This window comes from Rhodanobacter sp. Soil772, assembly GCF_001428385.1.
GTDB lineage: Bacteria > Pseudomonadota > Gammaproteobacteria > Xanthomonadales > Rhodanobacteraceae > Rhodanobacter.
On the sequence record NZ_LMSK01000005.1, the window covers coordinates 1 to 16799 of the forward strand.

General features: G+C 67.0%; 14 protein-coding genes and 1 rRNA gene. 14 read left to right on the top strand and 1 reads right to left on the bottom strand.

Annotated elements, in window-relative coordinates; genetic code table 11:
• Together rrf and glpK are read left to right on the top strand one after the other, a co-directional pair.
• Positions 1 to 93 (top strand): 5S ribosomal RNA (rrf, locus tag ASG75_RS15075); the annotation flags it as partial.
• Positions 94 to 442: 349 nt separating this feature from the next.
• Entirely contained in the window at positions 443 to 1942 is a 1500-nt protein-coding gene (gene glpK / locus ASG75_RS15080) for a glycerol kinase GlpK (RefSeq protein WP_082547642.1), read from the top strand.
• Positions 1943 to 1995: 53 nt separating this feature from the next.
• Here glpK and ASG75_RS15085 read toward each other — a convergent pair whose 3' ends face one another.
• Positions 1996 to 2931, bottom strand: a complete 936-nt coding sequence (locus ASG75_RS15085) for a carbohydrate kinase family protein (protein WP_056391416.1) — start codon at positions 2929 to 2931, stop codon at positions 1996 to 1998.
• A 278-nt stretch (positions 2932 to 3209) separates the two neighbouring features.
• On the opposite strand from ASG75_RS15085, the gene ASG75_RS15090 reads away from it, so the two are divergent.
• The 12 genes from ASG75_RS15090 (at position 3210) to ASG75_RS15145 (ending at position 16728) form a co-directional block, all read left to right on the top strand.
• On the top strand, positions 3210 to 4256 hold the full coding sequence (locus ASG75_RS15090) for a rod shape-determining protein (protein WP_056391419.1): 1047 nt from the start codon (positions 3210 to 3212) through the stop codon (positions 4254 to 4256).
• A 214-nt stretch (positions 4257 to 4470) separates the two neighbouring features.
• The gene (mreC, locus tag ASG75_RS15095) at positions 4471 to 5421 is read left to right on the top strand and encodes a rod shape-determining protein MreC (RefSeq protein ID WP_056391422.1); all 951 of its coding nucleotides are present in this window, start codon (positions 4471 to 4473) and stop codon (positions 5419 to 5421) included.
• Positions 5418 to 5903, top strand: coding sequence for a rod shape-determining protein MreD (mreD, locus tag ASG75_RS15100; protein ID WP_056391425.1), 486 nt, complete (start codon positions 5418 to 5420; stop codon positions 5901 to 5903). The genes mreC and mreD overlap by 4 nt, the downstream gene beginning before the upstream one ends.
• A 16-nt stretch (positions 5904 to 5919) precedes the next feature.
• A complete protein-coding gene (mrdA, locus tag ASG75_RS15105; protein ID WP_056391428.1) occupies positions 5920 to 7914 on the top strand; it encodes a penicillin-binding protein 2 in 1995 nt (664 codons plus the stop codon).
• Positions 7911 to 9026 (top strand): rod shape-determining protein RodA, encoded by a 1116-nt coding sequence (rodA, locus tag ASG75_RS15110; RefSeq protein WP_056391430.1) that lies wholly within the window; start codon positions 7911 to 7913, stop codon positions 9024 to 9026. Before mrdA ends, rodA begins: the two co-directional genes overlap by 4 nt.
• Before the next feature lie 96 nt (positions 9027 to 9122).
• A complete protein-coding gene (gene mltB / locus ASG75_RS15115; RefSeq protein ID WP_056391433.1) occupies positions 9123 to 10148 on the top strand; it encodes a lytic murein transglycosylase B in 1026 nt (341 codons plus the stop codon).
• The gene (locus ASG75_RS15120; RefSeq protein WP_056391436.1) at positions 10145 to 11050 is read left to right on the top strand and encodes a septal ring lytic transglycosylase RlpA family protein; all 906 of its coding nucleotides are present in this window, start codon (positions 10145 to 10147) and stop codon (positions 11048 to 11050) included. Before mltB ends, ASG75_RS15120 begins: the two co-directional genes overlap by 4 nt.
• Positions 11051 to 11126: 76 nt before the next feature.
• A complete protein-coding gene (locus ASG75_RS15125) occupies positions 11127 to 12377 on the top strand; it encodes a D-alanyl-D-alanine carboxypeptidase family protein (RefSeq protein WP_056391438.1) in 1251 nt (416 codons plus the stop codon).
• Positions 12377 to 12667 (top strand): DUF493 family protein, encoded by a 291-nt coding sequence (locus tag ASG75_RS15130; RefSeq protein ID WP_056391441.1) that lies wholly within the window; start codon positions 12377 to 12379, stop codon positions 12665 to 12667. Before ASG75_RS15125 ends, ASG75_RS15130 begins: the two co-directional genes overlap by 1 nt.
• Before the next feature lie 117 nt (positions 12668 to 12784).
• Positions 12785 to 13453, top strand: coding sequence for a lipoyl(octanoyl) transferase LipB (gene lipB / locus ASG75_RS15135; RefSeq protein WP_056391443.1), 669 nt, complete (start codon positions 12785 to 12787; stop codon positions 13451 to 13453).
• 9 nt (positions 13454 to 13462) lie between these two features.
• The gene (gene lipA / locus ASG75_RS15140; protein WP_056391445.1) at positions 13463 to 14473 is read left to right on the top strand and encodes a lipoyl synthase; all 1011 of its coding nucleotides are present in this window, start codon (positions 13463 to 13465) and stop codon (positions 14471 to 14473) included.
• Positions 14474 to 14481: 8 nt separating this feature from the next.
• A complete protein-coding gene (locus tag ASG75_RS15145) occupies positions 14482 to 16728 on the top strand; it encodes a carboxy terminal-processing peptidase (RefSeq protein ID WP_056391448.1) in 2247 nt (748 codons plus the stop codon).
• Positions 16729 to 16799: the final 71 nt, after the last annotated feature.

Consider the following 16799-nt stretch of genomic DNA (forward strand, 5'->3'; position numbering starts at 1 on the left):
GTACCACCTGATCCCATCCCGAACTCAGAAGTGAAACGCGCATGCGCCGATGGTAGTGTGGCTTTGCCATGCAAGAGTAGGTCACCGCCAGGGGCTTTACCCTGAAACACCCTCACCGGCAACGGTGGGGGTTTTTCTTTGGGCGTTGTTGCTGTGGCGACCGCCGGTCGCGACCCGCCACAGGTCATCGCCAGGGGCTTTATCCTAGAAGGCCTCCCCATCCGGGGAGGCCTTCGCCTTTATAGCGTTTGCTCCCGCGATCGACGATATCCGACGTTTGTGGTCTCGGCGGTGGGTGGCGCTTGCGTATATCGATAAGCTGCCCCAGCCCGGTGACAAGCAGGCCGGCGCGCATTCAACACGAGCGGGTGAGGCACGACGATCGCTCCAAGCATGACCTGTTGCTACTCTTTACCGACAGGTTAGTGCGAAGGGAAGTGCCGTGGCGCAACGTTATGTATTGGCGATAGATCAGGGCACGACCAGTTCGCGCGCGATGCTGTTTGATCGAGCCGGCGCTGTCGCCGGCTCGGCGCAGCGCGAATTCCGCCAGATTTTCCCGCAGTCGGGCTGGGTGGAGCACGATCCGCAGGCGATCCTGGCCAGCGTGCTGGCGACGGTCGCCGAAGTACTGGCCGCGGCACAAGTCGATGCCAGCGAATTGGCCGGCATCGGCATCACCAACCAGCGCGAAACCACGGTGGTGTGGGATCGGCGCACCGGCCAGCCGGTCTACAACGCGATCGTCTGGCAGTCGCGGCAGAGCCTGGCGATCTGCGAGAAGCTGGAGGCGGACGGCTATGCCCCGCTGGTGCGCGAAAAGACCGGGCTGCTGATCGACGCGTACTTTTCCGGCAGCAAGATCCGCTGGGTCCTCGATCATGTTGACGGCGCGCGCGCCCGTGCGGAGCGCGGCGAACTGTTGTTCGGCACGATCGACAGCTGGCTGATCTGGAATCTCAGTGGCGGCAAGCTGCACGTCACCGACGTCAGCAATGCCGCGCGTACGTTGTTGTTCGACATCCACACGCGTCAGTGGGACGACGAACTGCTGCACATGCTGGATATTCCGCGCAGCATGTTGCCGCAGGTGCGTTCGTGCAGCGAGGTATACGGCCATACCGTGGCGTTGCCCGGTTTGCCAGCCGGGGTGCCGATCAGCGGCGTGGCCGGCGACCAGCAGGCGGCGCTGTTCGGCCAAGCCTGTTTTGTGCCCGGCATGGCCAAGAATACCTACGGCACGGGTTGCTTCATGCTGATGCATACCGGAACCCGGGCGGTGCCATCACGCCACGGGTTGTTGACCACGATCGCGTGGGAGCTGGATGGCGTCGTCGAGTACGCGCTGGAAGGCAGCATCTTCGTCGCCGGCTCGGTGGTGCAGTGGTTGCGCGATGGCTTGCACATGCTGGCGCACGCCAGCGATTCGCAGGCCTGTGCCGAGAGCGTGGATTCGAGCGAAGGCGTGTACCTGGTACCGGCTTTCGTCGGGCTGGGTGCGCCGTACTGGCGCAGCGACGTGCGTGGCGCGATGTTTGGTTTGTCGCGCGGCACCCGCAAGGAGCATGTGGTGCGCGCTGCGCTCGAGTCGATGGCCTATCAGTCGCGCGACGTGCTGGCTGCGATGGAGGCCGATGCCGGCATTCCGCTGAAGGAATTGCGTGCCGACGGCGGCGCGATCGCCAACGACTTCATGGCGCAGTTCCAGAGCGACATGCTCGGCGTGCCGGTACTGCGCCCACGGGTCGCCGAGACCACCGCACTGGGCGCGGCCTACCTGGCAGGCCTGGCCGTGGGCTTCTGGGAGAGTCGCGAGCAGATCGCGGCGCTGTGGCAGATGGACCGGTGCTTCCAGCCCGTCATGGAAGAGTCCCGCCGTGAGCGGCTGTATCGCGGCTGGCAGGATGCGGTGAGCGCCACCATCGGTTTTCGCGTCGACTGAGAACGAGCGAGGCTCGCGGGGCATGCCGCGCGAGCCTTGTGATCAAGCCACGGTCAGTCCAGCGCGTAACCGAACTGATCGAGGAACTCCGCGGCGAATTCGGCGTAATCGAAGCGCTGGTTCTGCGTGCCGGGATGCTCCACCTTGAGCGCGCCCATCAGCGAAGCCATGCGACCGACCGTGGGCCAGTCCTTCTTGCGCATGATGCCGAAGATCAGGCCGGCTCGATAAGCGTCGCCGCAGCCGGTCGGGTCCACGATCTGGCGCTCGCGTGCCGGCGGGATGTGATGGGTATCGCTGCCGACGTGGATGAGCGAACCGCGCGGGCCCTGGGTCACGATGTACGCGGTCACCCTTCCGGCGATCTCGGCGGCGCTCCAGCCAGTGCGGGCCTGCAGCAGTTGCGACTCGTAGTCGTTGACGATCACGTAGGTCGACTTGCCGATCATCGAGCGGAACTCGTCGCCGCTGAACAACGGCATCGCCTGGCCCGGGTCGAAGATGAACGGCACGCCGCGCGTGGCGAACTCCTCGACGTGCTGCAGCATCGCCTCGCGGCCGTCGGGCGCGACGATCGCGAAGTCGATCTCGGGGATGTCGCGCACGTGGTTTTCCTGCGCGCTGGACATCGCGCCGGGGTGGAAGGCGGTGATCTGGTTGTTGTCCAGGTCGGTGGTGATGAAGCACTGCGGGGTGAACTGGTCGTCGAATTCGCGCACGCAGTCGAGCCGGATGCCGCACTGTTCCATGTGCTTGCGGTACGGCCCGAAATCCTGGCCCACGGCCGCCACCGGCAGCGGGTCGCCGCCGAGCAGCTTGAGGTTGTAGGCGATATTGCCGGCGCAGCCGCCGAACTCGCGGCGCATCCGCGGCACCAGGAACGACACATTCAAGATGTGCATCTGGTCGGGCAGGATGTGGTTTTTGAACTGGTCCTGGAACACCATGATGGTGTCGTAGGCCAGCGATCCGCAGATGACAGCAGACATGGTGTGCGGGAGTCCCCCGGATAAGGTGTGGAAAGACCGTGCTACCGCGGTCGGTCGAGTGCCGAGCCGACCGGCTTCGGCCAAAGGCTGGAATCGTACCGCTATCTGTCCTTGTTGGCGACTTTTTACGAGAGGCTTCAGCTCACTTCGAGACGCAGAAAGTGTGCTTATGGTCGTGTTGTAAAAGGGTTTCTTAACGTTATTGTCCTTGCGCATGCGAGCCACGCTGACTAGACTGGCGAGCTTACTTTTTAGCCAGGCCGAACCACGGCGGACCCATGTTCAAGAAGTTTCGCGGGATCTTCTCCAACGACATCTCCATCGACCTCGGCACAGCCAACACGCTGATCTATGTGCGTGGGCAGGGCATCGTGCTGAACGAACCTTCGGTGGTGGCGATTCGCCAGGATCGCGGCCCCGGCGGCCCGCGCACGATTGCCGCGGTGGGCGGCGACGCCAAGCGCATGCTCGGCCGCACGCCGGGCAACATCGCCACCGTGCGGCCGATGAAGGACGGCGTGATCGCCGACTTCACCATGACCGAGGCGATGCTGCAGCACTTCATCAAGCAGGTGCACAAGTCGCGCTTCCTGCGCCCGAGCCCGCGCGTGCTGGTCTGCGTGCCGTGCGGTTCGACCCAGGTCGAGCGTCGCGCGATCAAGGAATCGGCCGAAGGCGCCGGTGCGCGCGACGTGTTCCTGATCGAGGAGCCGATGGCCGCGGCGATCGGCGCCGGCATCCCGGTGCACGAGGCGCGCGGCGCGATGGTGCTGGACATCGGCGGCGGCACCTCGGAAGTGGCGGTGATCTCGCTCAACGGCATCGTCTACTCGCAGTCGGTGCGCGTCGGCGGCGACCGCTTCGACGAGGCGATCATCAACTACGTGCGGCGCAACCACGGCACCCTGATCGGCGAATCCACCGCCGAGCGGATCAAGCTGCAGATCGGCTGCGCGTTCCCGCAGAGCGAGGTCAAGGAGATCGAGATCTCCGGGCGCAACCTCGCCGAGGGCGTGCCGCGCATGTTCACGATCAACTCCAACGAGATCCTCGAGGCGCTGCACGAGCCGCTCGCCGGTATCGTGGCGGCGGTCAAGTCGGCGTTGGAGCAGACCCCGCCGGAATTGTGTTCCGACGTCGCCGAGCGCGGCATCGTGCTCACCGGTGGCGGCGCGTTGCTGCGCGACCTCGACCGCCTGATCTCCGAGGAGACCGGCCTGCACGTGCAGGTGGCCGACGACCCGCTCACCTGCGTGGCGCGTGGTGGCGGCAAGGCGCTGGAGCTGATCGATCAGCACGGCAGCGACTTCTTCGCGCCCGAATAAACAGAGCCTGCTCATGGTCTCTCCGCAGCGCGCGTTGTCGGCGAACTGCCCCTTTGGGGCAGCCCGCCGACAACCCTTCGGGCCGGGGCGATTTGCGCGCATGCCGGCGTCATCGCTCAGTCGTGTATCGACATACACTCCTTCGGTCTTCCTTGGCCTGCGCGCAAACCGCTCCCGGCGCGGCTGTGGCGAGACCATGAGCAGGCTCTAGTCCATGGCGCGCACGCGCGATGAGTCCTCGCCGCTGTTCGCCGGCAATGCCGCCGGCACGCTGCGGCTGATCGTCTATCTCGCGCTGGCCGTGGTGCTGATGGTGCTCGACCATCGCAACGGCTGGTTGTGGCGTCTGCGCTACACGGCCGCGGCCGTGGTCGAGCCGATGTATCGGCTGGCCGGGCTGCCGGCGGTCGGCGTGCGCACCATGAGCGTGGCGTTTGCCGACCGCCAGCGGCTGACCGAGCAGAACCAGCGCCTGCGCGAGGACCTGCTGCTGGCCAACGCCAAGTTGAACCGGATGGCGGCCGTCGCCGAACAGAATCAACGGCTGAAGGAACTGCTCGACACCCAGCACAGCCTCGAACTGAACGTGCAGCTGGCGCGGGTGATCGGCGTGGACCTGGGCGCCTACCGTTACCAGATGACTCTGAACATGGGTGCGCGCGACGGGGTCAGGCCGGGCCAGCCGGTGATCGACGCGCATGGCGTGATGGGCCAGGTGAAAGAGGTGCTGCCGACCACCTCGGTGGTGATGCTGATCACCGATCCGGCGCACGCGATTCCAGTGGTGATCGAGCGTACCGGCTTGCGCACGGTGGCTTATGGTTCGCGCGACGGCGACCAGCTCGCCCTTCCGAACATTCCGCTGGCGGCCGATGTGCGTGCGGGCGACAAGCTGCTTACGTCAGGTCTCGGTGGGCGCTTCCCGCCGGGCTTCCCGGTCGGCGAGGTGCGCACGGTGGCGCCGGCGGCGACCGGCATGTTCCTGGTGGCGATGGCGCAGCCGTCGGCCGACCTCGACCGCAGCGAAGACGTGCTGCTGCTGCACGACCAGGCCGAACCGGACGGGCCGCCCGCGCCGGTGACGCCGATGGGGCCGCCCGGTGATCTGGCGCCGACGGGCGCAGCCTCGACTGCTCCGCCGGCAACCAGCGGAGCGCTGCGATGAACAAGCAGCGCCTGAGCCTGTGCTGGTTCGTCGGCACGCTGGTGTTCGCGCTGCTCTCGATGCTGGTGCCGTTGCCCGGCGTGCTGGAGCCGTTCAAACCGTACTGGCCGGCGCTGTTCCTGCTGTACTGGTCGCTGGAATCGGAGGATCGGGTCACCCTGGGGCTGGCCTTCATGGTGGGCCTGGCGGCGGATCTGCTCAACGGCATGGTGCTGGGCGAGCAGGCGTTGCGCCTGTGCGCACTGGTCTTCATCGCCTTGCGTTTCCGCTCGCGCCTGCGTTTCTTCCCGATGTGGCAGCAGGCCCTGGCGGTGCTGGCGCTGCTGCTGAACGACCGCATCCTGCTGCTGATCGTGCGCGTGCTGGCCGGTGCGTCGCTGCCGCCGGCAAGCTGGTGGATCTCGCCCTTCGTCGGCGCCGCGCTGTGGCCGTTCCTGTTCCTGCTGCTCGACGACCTGCGCGCGCGACTGCGGATTCAATGAGGCATGAACCAGTGACATGAAGCTCCGGCGTTCGATCAAGGACCCCCGCGGCGAAAGCCTGCTGTTCCGGCGCCGCGCGCTGGCCGGCTTCGTGCTGATCGTGCTGAGCCTGTGCCTGCTGCTCAGCCGTTTCGTGTTCCTGCAGGTGACGCATCACGACGAGTTCGTCACGCGCTCGACCAACAACCGGGTCAAGCCGCGCGCGATTCCGCCGGCGCGCGGGCTGATCTACGACCGCAACGGCGTGCTGCTGGCCGACAACGTGCCGGCGTTCCGGCTGGAAGTGGTGCCCGAGCAGATCAAGGACATGCCGGCGCTGCTGGCCCAGCTGGGTCAAGTGGTGCCGCTGGACCAGGACGACCTGGACGCGTTCCGCAAGCAGCTCAAGCAGAGCCGGCGCTTCGAGAGCGTGCCGTTGAAGATGCATCTGACCGAGGACGAGATTGCGCGCTTCGCGGTGAACCGCTGGCGCTTTCCCGGCGTGGACGTGGTGCCCTACCTGACCCGGCGCTACCCGCTGGGCGGGATGTTCGCGCACGTGGTGGGCTACGTCGGGCGCATCGACACGGACGACCTGGAGCGGCTCGACCCCAAGCGCTACCAGGGCACCAGCCACGTCGGCCGCAGCGGTCTCGAGCGCTCCTACGAAAATATCCTGCACGGCACGCCGGGCTACGAACTGCTGGAGGTGAATGCCGACGGGCGCACTCAGCGCGTGCTGGAAACGCACGCGCCGACGCCGGGCAAGAACTTGTATCTGAGCCTCGACGTGCGCCTGCAGAAGGCCGCCGAAGCCGCGTTCGACGGCCGTCCCGGTGCGGCGGTGGCGATCGATCCGCGCAACGGCCAGGTGCTGGCGATGGTCAGCGTGCCCACGTTCGACCCCAACCTGTTCGTCAACGGCATCAGCCAGGTCGACTACGCCGCGCTGACCAACGATCCCGACAAGCCGCTGTACAACCGCGCGTTGCGCGGCGTGTATCCGCCCGGTTCCACGGTGAAGCCGCTGGTCGGCCTGGCCGGACTGGAGACCGGCATGCGCACGCCGCAGGACAGCGTGGTTTCCACCGGCGTGTTCTACATTCCAGGTCAACAGCGCGGCTATCGCGACGACCAGCGCGGCGGCGTGGGGCGAGTCGATCTGGTCGGCGCGATCGAGCAGTCGGTGAACACCTATTTCTACAAGCTCGCGCTGGACATGGGCATCGACCGGTTCAGCGACTACATGGGCAAGTTCGGTTTCGGCCGGCCGACCGGAATCGACCTGATCGGCGAGTCGTCCGGCGTGCTGCCCTCGCGCGAGTGGAAGGCGGCGAACTACAAGCAGCCGTGGTATCCGGGCGAGACGGTGATCGCCGGCATCGGCCAGGGTTTCTGGGCGGTGACGCCGCTGCAGCTGAGCCATGCGATCGCCACTTTCGCCGGGCATGGCGTGCCGTATGCGCCGCGCCTGGTGATGGCCACCCAGGGTGGCGTCAACGCGAAGCCGCAGCCGCTGGCCAATCCGCCGAGCGGACCCTCGGTGATCCGCAACCCGGCCGACTGGGACGTGGTGAACCAGGGCATGCAGCAAGTGATCTACGGCGCCAAGGGCACCGGTCGCCAGCTTGGCATCGGCTTTCCGTATCTGATGGCTGGCAAGAGCGGCACTGCCGAGCGCTTCTCGCGCCGGTCCGAGGCCTACGATACGAACCGCAGCACGGAATACCTGGCGACCCGCCATCGCGCCTGGTTCGTTGCCTACGCGCCGGCCGACAATCCGCAGATCGCGGTGGCGGCGATCCTGGAATCCGGCGCCTGGGGCGCCTCGGCGGCCGGGCCGATCGTGCGCACAATTCTCGATACCTGGCTGGCCGGGCACGACGGCGTGATCGCCGACGCGAAGCGCCTGCCGGTGTCGGCCGCGCCGTTGCCGCCGGCCGCGAGCATCCCGCCCGATGCCGGCGCGGAAGATATCGAGCCGGTCGAAGATTTGCCGGCGCAGGCTACGACGACGGGAGGCCCGCCATGATCGAGGCGCTGTACGCGCGCGCGCGCCGCTTCCTGCGCCGCATCCTTACCCGGCCGCGGATCGACCTGCCGCTGGCGTTCGGCCTGTTCGTGCTGGCGTTGACCGGACTGGCCACGCTGTACAGCGCGGGCGACGGCAGCCTGGCCCTGGTCGGCGGCCAGGCCGGCCGTTTCGTGCTGGGCGGTGCGCTGCTGCTGCTGGTATCGCGCATCCCGCCGCCGGTGCTGCGCGGCTGGGCGCCCTGGCTGTACGCCGGCAGCACCGCGCTGCTGGTGGTGGTGGCGATCCTGGGCGAGGGGCGCGGTTCGATCCGCTGGCTGGACCTGGGCGTGATGCGCTTCCAGCCGTCCGAACTGCTCAAGCTGACGATGCCGATGATGGTGGCCTGGTACCTGCACCCGCGCCAGTTGCCGCCGGGCTGGAAGGACATCGCGATGGTCGGCCTGCTGATCGCGATCCCGGTCGGCCTGATCGCCGAGCAGCCCGATCTGGGCACCGCCGTGCTGGTGGCCGCGGCCGGCGCGTTCGCGCTGTTCCTGTCCGGCATGGCGTGGTGGCGCATCGGCCTCTTGGTCGGTGCGGTCGCCGGCATGGTTCCGGTCGGCTGGCATTTCCTGCACCAGTATCAGCGCGATCGCGTGCTGACCCTGCTCAACCCCGAGTCCGATCCGCTCGGCAACGGCTGGCACATCATCCAGTCGCAGATCGCGGTGGGCTCCGGCGGCATCTTCGGCAAGGGCTGGCAGCACAGCACGCAGTCGCGGCTGGATTTCCTGCCCGAGCACACCACCGACTTCATCTTCGCGGTGTTCTCCGAAGAGTTCGGGCTGGTCGGCGTGGCCGCGCTGATCGCGCTGTACGCGTTCATCATCGGCCGCTGCCTGTGGATCGCGATGGAAGCGCGCGACACCTATTCGCGTCTGCTCGCCGGCGCGATCGGCATGAGCTTCTTCGTCTACGTGTTCGTCAACGGCGGCATGGTCGCCGGCATGTTGCCGGTGGTCGGTGTACCGCTGCCGCTGATCAGTTACGGCGGCACCTCGGCGGTGTCGCTGCTGACCGGTTTCGGCGTGCTGATGTCGATCCACGCGAACCGCAAGATGCACCTCTGAGTCCGCCCGGCGCATCGGCCTTGCGGCGCCCGAAGTTGCGCTCGCGTGCGTGTTAGGCTTTCGACGACATCGTTATTCTGTGAGCGAAGCCACAACATGACAGCCACGCCTGCGCCGCACCCGGCCCGTTTCCTCGCCATTCCGAGCCTGCTGTGTATCGGCCTGCTGTGGATGGGCGCACCGACCCCGGCCCTGGCGACGACGCACCCCGGCCAGGCCGAACTGGTACGCGAGGTGGCGCGCGAGACCGGCAAGAGTCCGCAGGCGCTGGACGCGCTGCTCGACGGCGCGAAGATGCAGCAGAGCATTCTCGATGCGATCAGCCGCCCGGCCGAGGCGAAGCCGTGGAAGGATTACCGGCCGATCTTCCTGACCGACCAGCGCATCGACAACGGCGTCGCGTTCTATCGCGAGCACCGCGCGCTGCTGGAGCAGATCTGCAAACAGTACGGCGTGGCGCCGCAGTACATCGTGGCGATCGTCGGCGTGGAGACCAGCTACGGCCGCAACACCGGCAAGTACAAGGTGCTCGACGCGCTGGTCACGCTGGGCCTGTACTACCCGCCGCGGGCGAAGTTTTTCCGCGAGCAGCTGAAGGAACTGCTGAGCATGCCGGACAACCACCTGGCCGGGCCGATCGACACGCTCACCGGCTCGTACGCCGGCGCCCAGGGTTGGGGCCAGTTCATGCCCACCAGCATCCGTGATTTCGCGGTGGACGCGGATCACGACGGCCACATCGACCTGCAGAATTCGCTGCCGGACATCTTCGCCAGCGTGGCGAACTACTTCGTGAAGCACGGCTGGGTCGATGGCGGCCCGGTGGCGGCGCGGGCGCAACCGGACGGGGCGGCCAAGCCGGTCGCGGCGAAGGACACCAAGCCGCAATGGCCGCTGGAGCAGTTCGAAGCCTGGGGCTACGCGCCGCTGCAGCCGTTGTCGCCGGCCGAACCCACCAGCCTGCAGACGCTGGAAGGGCCGAACGGGCCGGAATACTGGTTCACCTTCCAGAACTTCTACGTGATCACCCGCTACAATCGCAGCCCGCTGTACGCGATGGCGGTCGACCAGCTGGCGCAGGCGATCGCCGCCGGCGTGGGCCAGGCGGAAGTCGCGCGATGAGGGCGCTGTGCGCGGCGGCAATGCTGACGACGGTCCTGCTGCTGACCGGCTGCGGCAGCCACAAGACGAAACCCTCGCAGGGCGGCAGCCGGCAGGATCACGCGCGGGGCCAAGCCTCCGCCGGCAGCGGCGACGGTTTTCGCGACGACCTCAGCAAGCCGCAGGGCAGCCGCTATCGCGATGGCGAAGACAGCGTGCCGCCGCCGCTCGACGTCAGCAAGCTGGTCGAGCCGGTGCCGAAGGCCGAGCCGCGTTCGCTGTACGGCAACAAGTCGCCCTATACCGTGCGCGGGCAGACCTATCGCGTGCGGCCCAGCGCGCGCGGCTACGACGAACGCGGCATCGCCTCGTTCTACGGCAACAAGTTCCACGGCTACAAGACCTCCAGCCTGGAAACCTACGACATGTACGCGTTCAGCGCGGCCAGCACCACGCTGCCGCTGCCCAGCTACGCGCGGGTGACCAACCTGGAGACCGGCAAGAGCGTGATCGTGCGGGTCAACGACCGCGGCCCGTTCCACGACAACCGGCTGATCGACCTGTCCTACGCCGCCGCGGTGAAGATCGGCATCTGGCCCAAGGGCACCGGCCTGGTCGAGGTGCGCGGGATCGACCCCGGGCAGCCGCTGCAGGAACTGCCGCCGCCAGCCGTGGTCACAAGCGGACACCCCGGGATCTACCTGCAGGTAGGCGCGTTTGCCGACGCGGACAACGCCGACCGGCTGGCCCAGCGCCTGCGCCAGGCCAACCTCGGCGCGGTGCAGGTGAGCGCGGCGGTGATCAACGGCCAGCAGGTCCGCCGCGTGCGGGTCGGGCCGCTGGCCAGCGTGGATCGCGCCGACCAGGTCAGTGCCCGGATCGAGGGCATGGGTCTGCCGCGGCCCCAGGTCGCGGTAGACTGAACAGGATTTGCGCAGCTTTTTCCCATCATGTCGGCACCTGTCGCGCCGATATCCAGAAACCGGACTGAACAACACGATGAATTTTTTCCGCCGCACCCTGATCCCGTTCGCCGCCGTCCTGCTGGTCGGTGTTGCCGTTGCCCAGACGCCGCCGCGCCCGTCGCCGGTACCGCGTCCGGTGGTGCCGGACGCGCCGGTGCCGCCGCCGCCGGATGTCGACGGCAAGAGCTGGGTGCTGATGGACTACGCTACCGGCCAGATCCTCGCCAGCAAGGACCCCGACCTGCGCGTGGAGCCGGCGTCGATCACCAAGGTGATGACCGACTACGTGGTCTCGGCCGAAGTCGCCAACGGCAAGGTGCACATGACCGATCCGGTGACCATCAGCGAGAACGCGTGGCGCGGCGGCGGCGCCGGCACCGACGGCTCCACCAGCTTCCTGAAACTCAACAGCCAGGTGCCGCTGAAGGATTTGCTGTACGGCATGATCATCCAGTCCGGCAACGATGCGGCGATCGCGCTGGCCGAGCACACCGCCGGTTCCGAGCAGGCGTTCGCCGGCCTGATGAACGCGTACGCCAAGCAGTTGGGCATGGTCAACTCGAACTTCCAGAACGCCTCGGGCTACCCGATCGCCGACCACTACACCACCGCGCACGACATCGCGATCCTGTCGCGCGCGCTGATCCACGACTTCCCCGACGACTACGCGATCTCCGCCGTGAAGGAGTTCGAGTGGAACGGGATCAAGCAGCACAACCGCAACACTCTGCTGTGGCGCGACCCCAGCGTGGATGGCATCAAGACCGGCCACACCTCCGGCGCCGGTTACTGCCTGGCCGCTTCGGCCAAGCAGGGCGAGTCGCGCATGATCGCGATCGTGATGGGCGCCAGCAGCGAGAAGGCGCGCGCCGATTCGGCGATGGCCCTGCTCAACTACGGCTTCCGCTTCTACGAGACGCACAAGCTGTACGACGCCAGCAAGCCGCTGGCCACGCCGCGGTTGTGGAAGGGCGCGGCGAACCAGTTGTCGCTGGGTGTCGCCGACGACGTGCTGGTCACCGTCAAACGCGGCCAGTACGACCAGCTCAAGGCGACCATGGACATCCCGGCCACGCTGATCGCGCCGTTCACCAAGGGTCAGCAGATCGGCACGCTGCGCATCGCCCTGGACGGCAAGCCGGTGCAGAGCGTGCCGCTGGTGGTGCTGGCCGACGCGCCGCAGGGCGGTTTCTTCTCGCGCCTGTGGGACAGCATCCTGCTGTGGTTCCACAGCGACAAGAAAGCCGAGGCAGCCGCGCCGGCCAAGAGTGCGGACGCGAAGTAATGCAACCGATCGACTTCAGCAAGGCGAAGCAGGAAGGCAAGGGCTTCCAGTTTCCCGGCGAATTCGAGATCACCGCGGTCGGCAGTGCCAGCGCGAACCTGCCGACCCACGTGCCGCAGCTGCTGGAGCGCGCCGGTCTGCACGTGTTGCACGAGAGCGTGCGGCACCGGCATTCCGGCGCCGGCAACTTCGTCTCGGTCACGGTGAGCTTCCGCTGCGACAGCCGCGAGCAGTACGAGGCGGCGCACCAAGCGCTGCGCGCCGATCCGGATATCCGTTACACGATGTGACGCGCAGGGAACACGGCGCGGCGAAAGAGGTAGCCTCGCCCGTTTCGCCCGGGTGCCATTGATCACCTGCGAAGTACCCCAACGTTCCCCGTCTCCCGTTCCCCAAGGTTTGCTGTCATGTCGTTGCCGCTGAAAATCCGCCGTCTCGGTCGCCAGCCGTACGAGGCCATCTGGAAGGCGATGAGCGCGTTCACCGACAACCGCACCGCCGATACCGCCGACGAACTGTGGCTGCTGGAGCACGACCCGGTGTTCACCCTGGGCCAGGCCGGCAAGATGGAGCACGTGCTGGCGCCGGGCGATATTCCGGTGATACCGGTCGACCGCGGCGGCCAGGTGACCTACCACGGCCCCGGCCAGATCGTCGGTTATCCGCTGATCGACCTGCGCCGGGTCGGCGTCGGCGTACGCGAACTGGTCCACCGGATCGAGCAGTCGCTGATCGATACGCTGGCGCACTGGAACGTGGTCGCCGTGCGGCGCGAAGGCGCGCCCGGCGTCTACGTGGCCGACGCCAAGGTCGCCGCGCTCGGTTTGCGCGTGCGCCGCGGCTGCAGCTTCCACGGGCTGGCCTTCAACGTGGCCATGGACCTGGAGCCGTTTCACCGCATCAACCCCTGCGGTTACAAGGGTTTGGCAGTCACGCAGCTGCTAGACTTGGGCGGCCCGTCGCAGTTGGCCACGGTCGAGGACGTGCTGGTGGAGGAGTTCTGCCACCAGTTCGGCTTTGTCGCCGAGCCTGCTGCCCCCATCTTGCCCGAACTCCCCGCTCGCGCAGCGGTCTGAGCTGTCTACATGAGCGAAATCTCCACCTCTTCCGCCAAGGTCATCCCGATCACCGTCGTCAGCGGTGCGCCTGCGGGTGAAAAGCAGGTCGGCAACGACAAGATCGCGCTGAACCGCGCCGGTTTCGACACCGGCGTGCCGACCCTGCGCAAGCCGTCGTGGATCCGCGTGCGCCTGCCGCAGGGCAACGCCGTGCAGCAGCTGAAGGCACGCCTGCGCGAGAACTCGCTGGTCACCGTGTGCGAGGAAGCGTCCTGCCCGAACATCCACGAGTGCTTCAGCAAGGGCACCGCTACTTTCATGATCCTCGGCGAGGTCTGCACCCGCCGCTGCTCGTTCTGCGACGTGGCGCATGGTCGCCCGGTGGCGCCCGATCCGCTGGAGCCGGCGCGGCTGGCCGAGACGATCCACGACATGCGGCTGAAGTACGTGGTGATCACCTCGGTCGATCGCGACGACCTGCGCGATGGCGGTGCCGAACACTTCGCCGCCTGCATCCGCGCCACGCGCCACGCCAGTCCGAGCATCCGCATCGAGATCCTCACCCCGGACTTTCGCGGCAAGGGCCGCATGGAGCGCGCGCTGGAAGTGCTGAAAGACTTCCCGCCGGACGTGTTCAACCACAACCTCGAAACCGTGCCGCACCTGTACCGCGAAGTGCGTCCGGGCGCCGACTACCAGTGGTCGCTGGACCTGCTCAAGCGCTTCAAGGCGCAGCACCCGCAGGTGCCGACCAAGTCCGGCATCATGCTGGGCCTGGGCGAAACGATGGAGCAGGTGCTCGAAACGATGCGCGACCTGCGCGCTCATGACGTCGAGATGATCACCATCGGCCAATACCTGCAGCCCACGCCGCACCATCATCCGGTAGTGCGCTACTGGACTCCCGAAGAATTCGACGCGCTGCGCGTAGCCGGCGAGACGATGGGTTTCCACCACGTCGCCTCCGGTCCGCTGGTGCGTTCGTCCTATCACGCCGACCTGCAGGCCCATGCAGCCGGTGTCACCGAGTCAGCCTGAGAGCATCCATGAAATTCCGTCCCGCGCTGTTCCTGCTGCTAGCCCTCACCGCAACCTGTGCGTTCGCGCAGTCGGCGGCCGACCTCGGCGCCGGCAAGCCGCGCAAGGCGGCCACCTGGCCGCTCACGTCCACTCCCGAAGAGGCGCAGGCCGCGCAGTTGTCGGCGCGCTTCCTGACCCGTTTCCATTACGACGCGCAGCCGCTCGACGACGCGATGTCGGCGCGCATCTACACCGCCTACTTCAAGCTGCTGGACAGCGAGAAAGTGTTCTTCACCCAGGCCGACATGGCGAAGTTCGCGCCGCTGAAGCCCCAGCTCGACGACGCGATCTGGAACCAGGACCTGTCCGCGCCGTTCGCGGTGTTCAACCTGTACGTGCAGCGCGCGGTCGAGCGCATGAGCTACGCGCGCAACCTGCTCAAGCAGGGCTTCGACTTCTCCGCCGACGAGAGCTACACGTTCGACCGTGATCACGCCGACTGGCCGAAGGACCAGGCCGAGCTGGACGAGCTGTGGCGCAAGCGCACGATGAACGACTGGCTGCGCCTGAAGCTGGCCGGCAAGGACGATGCCGAGATCCGCAAGACGCTGGACAAGCGCTACGCGGGCTACATCGAGCGGGTCAGGCAGCTCGACGGCCAGGATGCGTTCCAGACCTTCATGACCGCCTACGCCGAGACCACCGATCCGCACACCGATTACCTCGGCCCGCGCGCGGCGGAGAACTTCGACATCTCGATGAAGCTGTCGCTGGAAGGCATCGGCGCGGTGCTGCAGCCGCGCGACGACTACACCCAGGTGCGCGAGCTGGTGCCGGCCGGCCCTGCCAACAAGTCCGGCAAGATCCAGGTCGGCGATCGCATCGTCGGCGTCGGTCAGGGCGACAACGGCCCGATCGTCGACGTGATCGGCTGGCGCCTGGACGACGTGGTCAATCTGATCCGCGGCAAGAAGGACACCACCGTGCGGCTGGAGGTCATTCCCGCGGACGTCGGCGTGGATGGCAAGCACGAGATGGTCACCCTGGTGCGCAAGAAGGTCAGCATTGAGGAGCAGGCGGCGAAGAAGAAGGTCGTCGAGATCAAGGACGGCGAGGTCACCCGCAAGATCGGCGTGATCGAGCTGCCCACGTTCTACTCGGACTTCGGCGCGCGCAGCGCCGGCGACAAGGACTTCAAGAGCGCCACCCGCGACGTCGCCCGGCTGCTCGGCGAACTGAAGCACGAGGGCGTGCAGGGCGTGGTGGTGGACCTGCGCAACAACGGTGGCGGTTCGCTGGCCGAGGCCAATTCGCTGACCGGCCTGTTCATCGACAAGGGCCCGGTGGTGCAGGTGCGCGACTCCAAGGGCCAGGTCGAGGAGCAGGGCGACGACGACCCGGGCATGGCCTGGAGTGGCCCGCTGGCGGTGCTGGTCAACCGCGGCACGGCGTCGGCGTCGGAAATCTTCTCCGCGGCGATCCAGGACTACCACCGCGGCCTGGTCATCGGCGAACCGACCTTCGGCAAGGGCACCGTGCAGAACCTGGTCGACCTGGACCGCTTCTCGCAGAGCGACAGCGAGAAGCCGCAGCTGGGCGAACTGAAGATGACCATCCAGGAATTCTTCCGCATCAACGGCGGCTCCACCCAGCTGAAGGGCGTGACGCCGGACATCGCGTTCCCGAAGAACGGCGACGACAAGGACTTCGGCGAGTCGACCTACGACAACGCGCTGAAGTGGACCCAGATCGCACCGGCCGACTACCAGGTGGTGGCGAACCTCAACGCCTACCTGCCGCAGCTGCAGCAGAAGCACGCCGAACGCGTGGCGCAGTCGCCGGCGTGGAAGCTGATGCTGGACGAGCTGGCGCAGTACCGCACGATGCGTGCGAAGACCGCGATCTCGCTGAACTTCGCCACGCGCGAGGTCGAACGCAAGCAGATGGAGGCGGTCCAGGCCGACTTCCGCGCGCGGCACAAGGCCATCGACGGCACCGACGCCTCGCTTGCCGACGAGGCGAGCAATCTCGACGACGGCCTCAACGCGAACGAGCGCAGCCTGAAGAGCGAGCTCAAGCAGGAGAAGGACGCGAAGAAGGCCAAGGACGTGCAGCTCAACGAGACCGCGCACATCCTGTTCGACGCGATCGGCATGATCAAGGCCGACCCGAAGCTGGCCAGCGAAGTGTTGCCCTACGGCGGCAAGTTCTCGCCCAACGCCATCGCCAGCGTTTCGACGCCGGCGCCGGCAACGAGCAGCGCCACGCACTGAGTGACCGGTTCCCGCACGACGAAGAAGGCAGCGCACAGCGCTGCCTTCTTCGTTTCCGGCACAAAGATGCG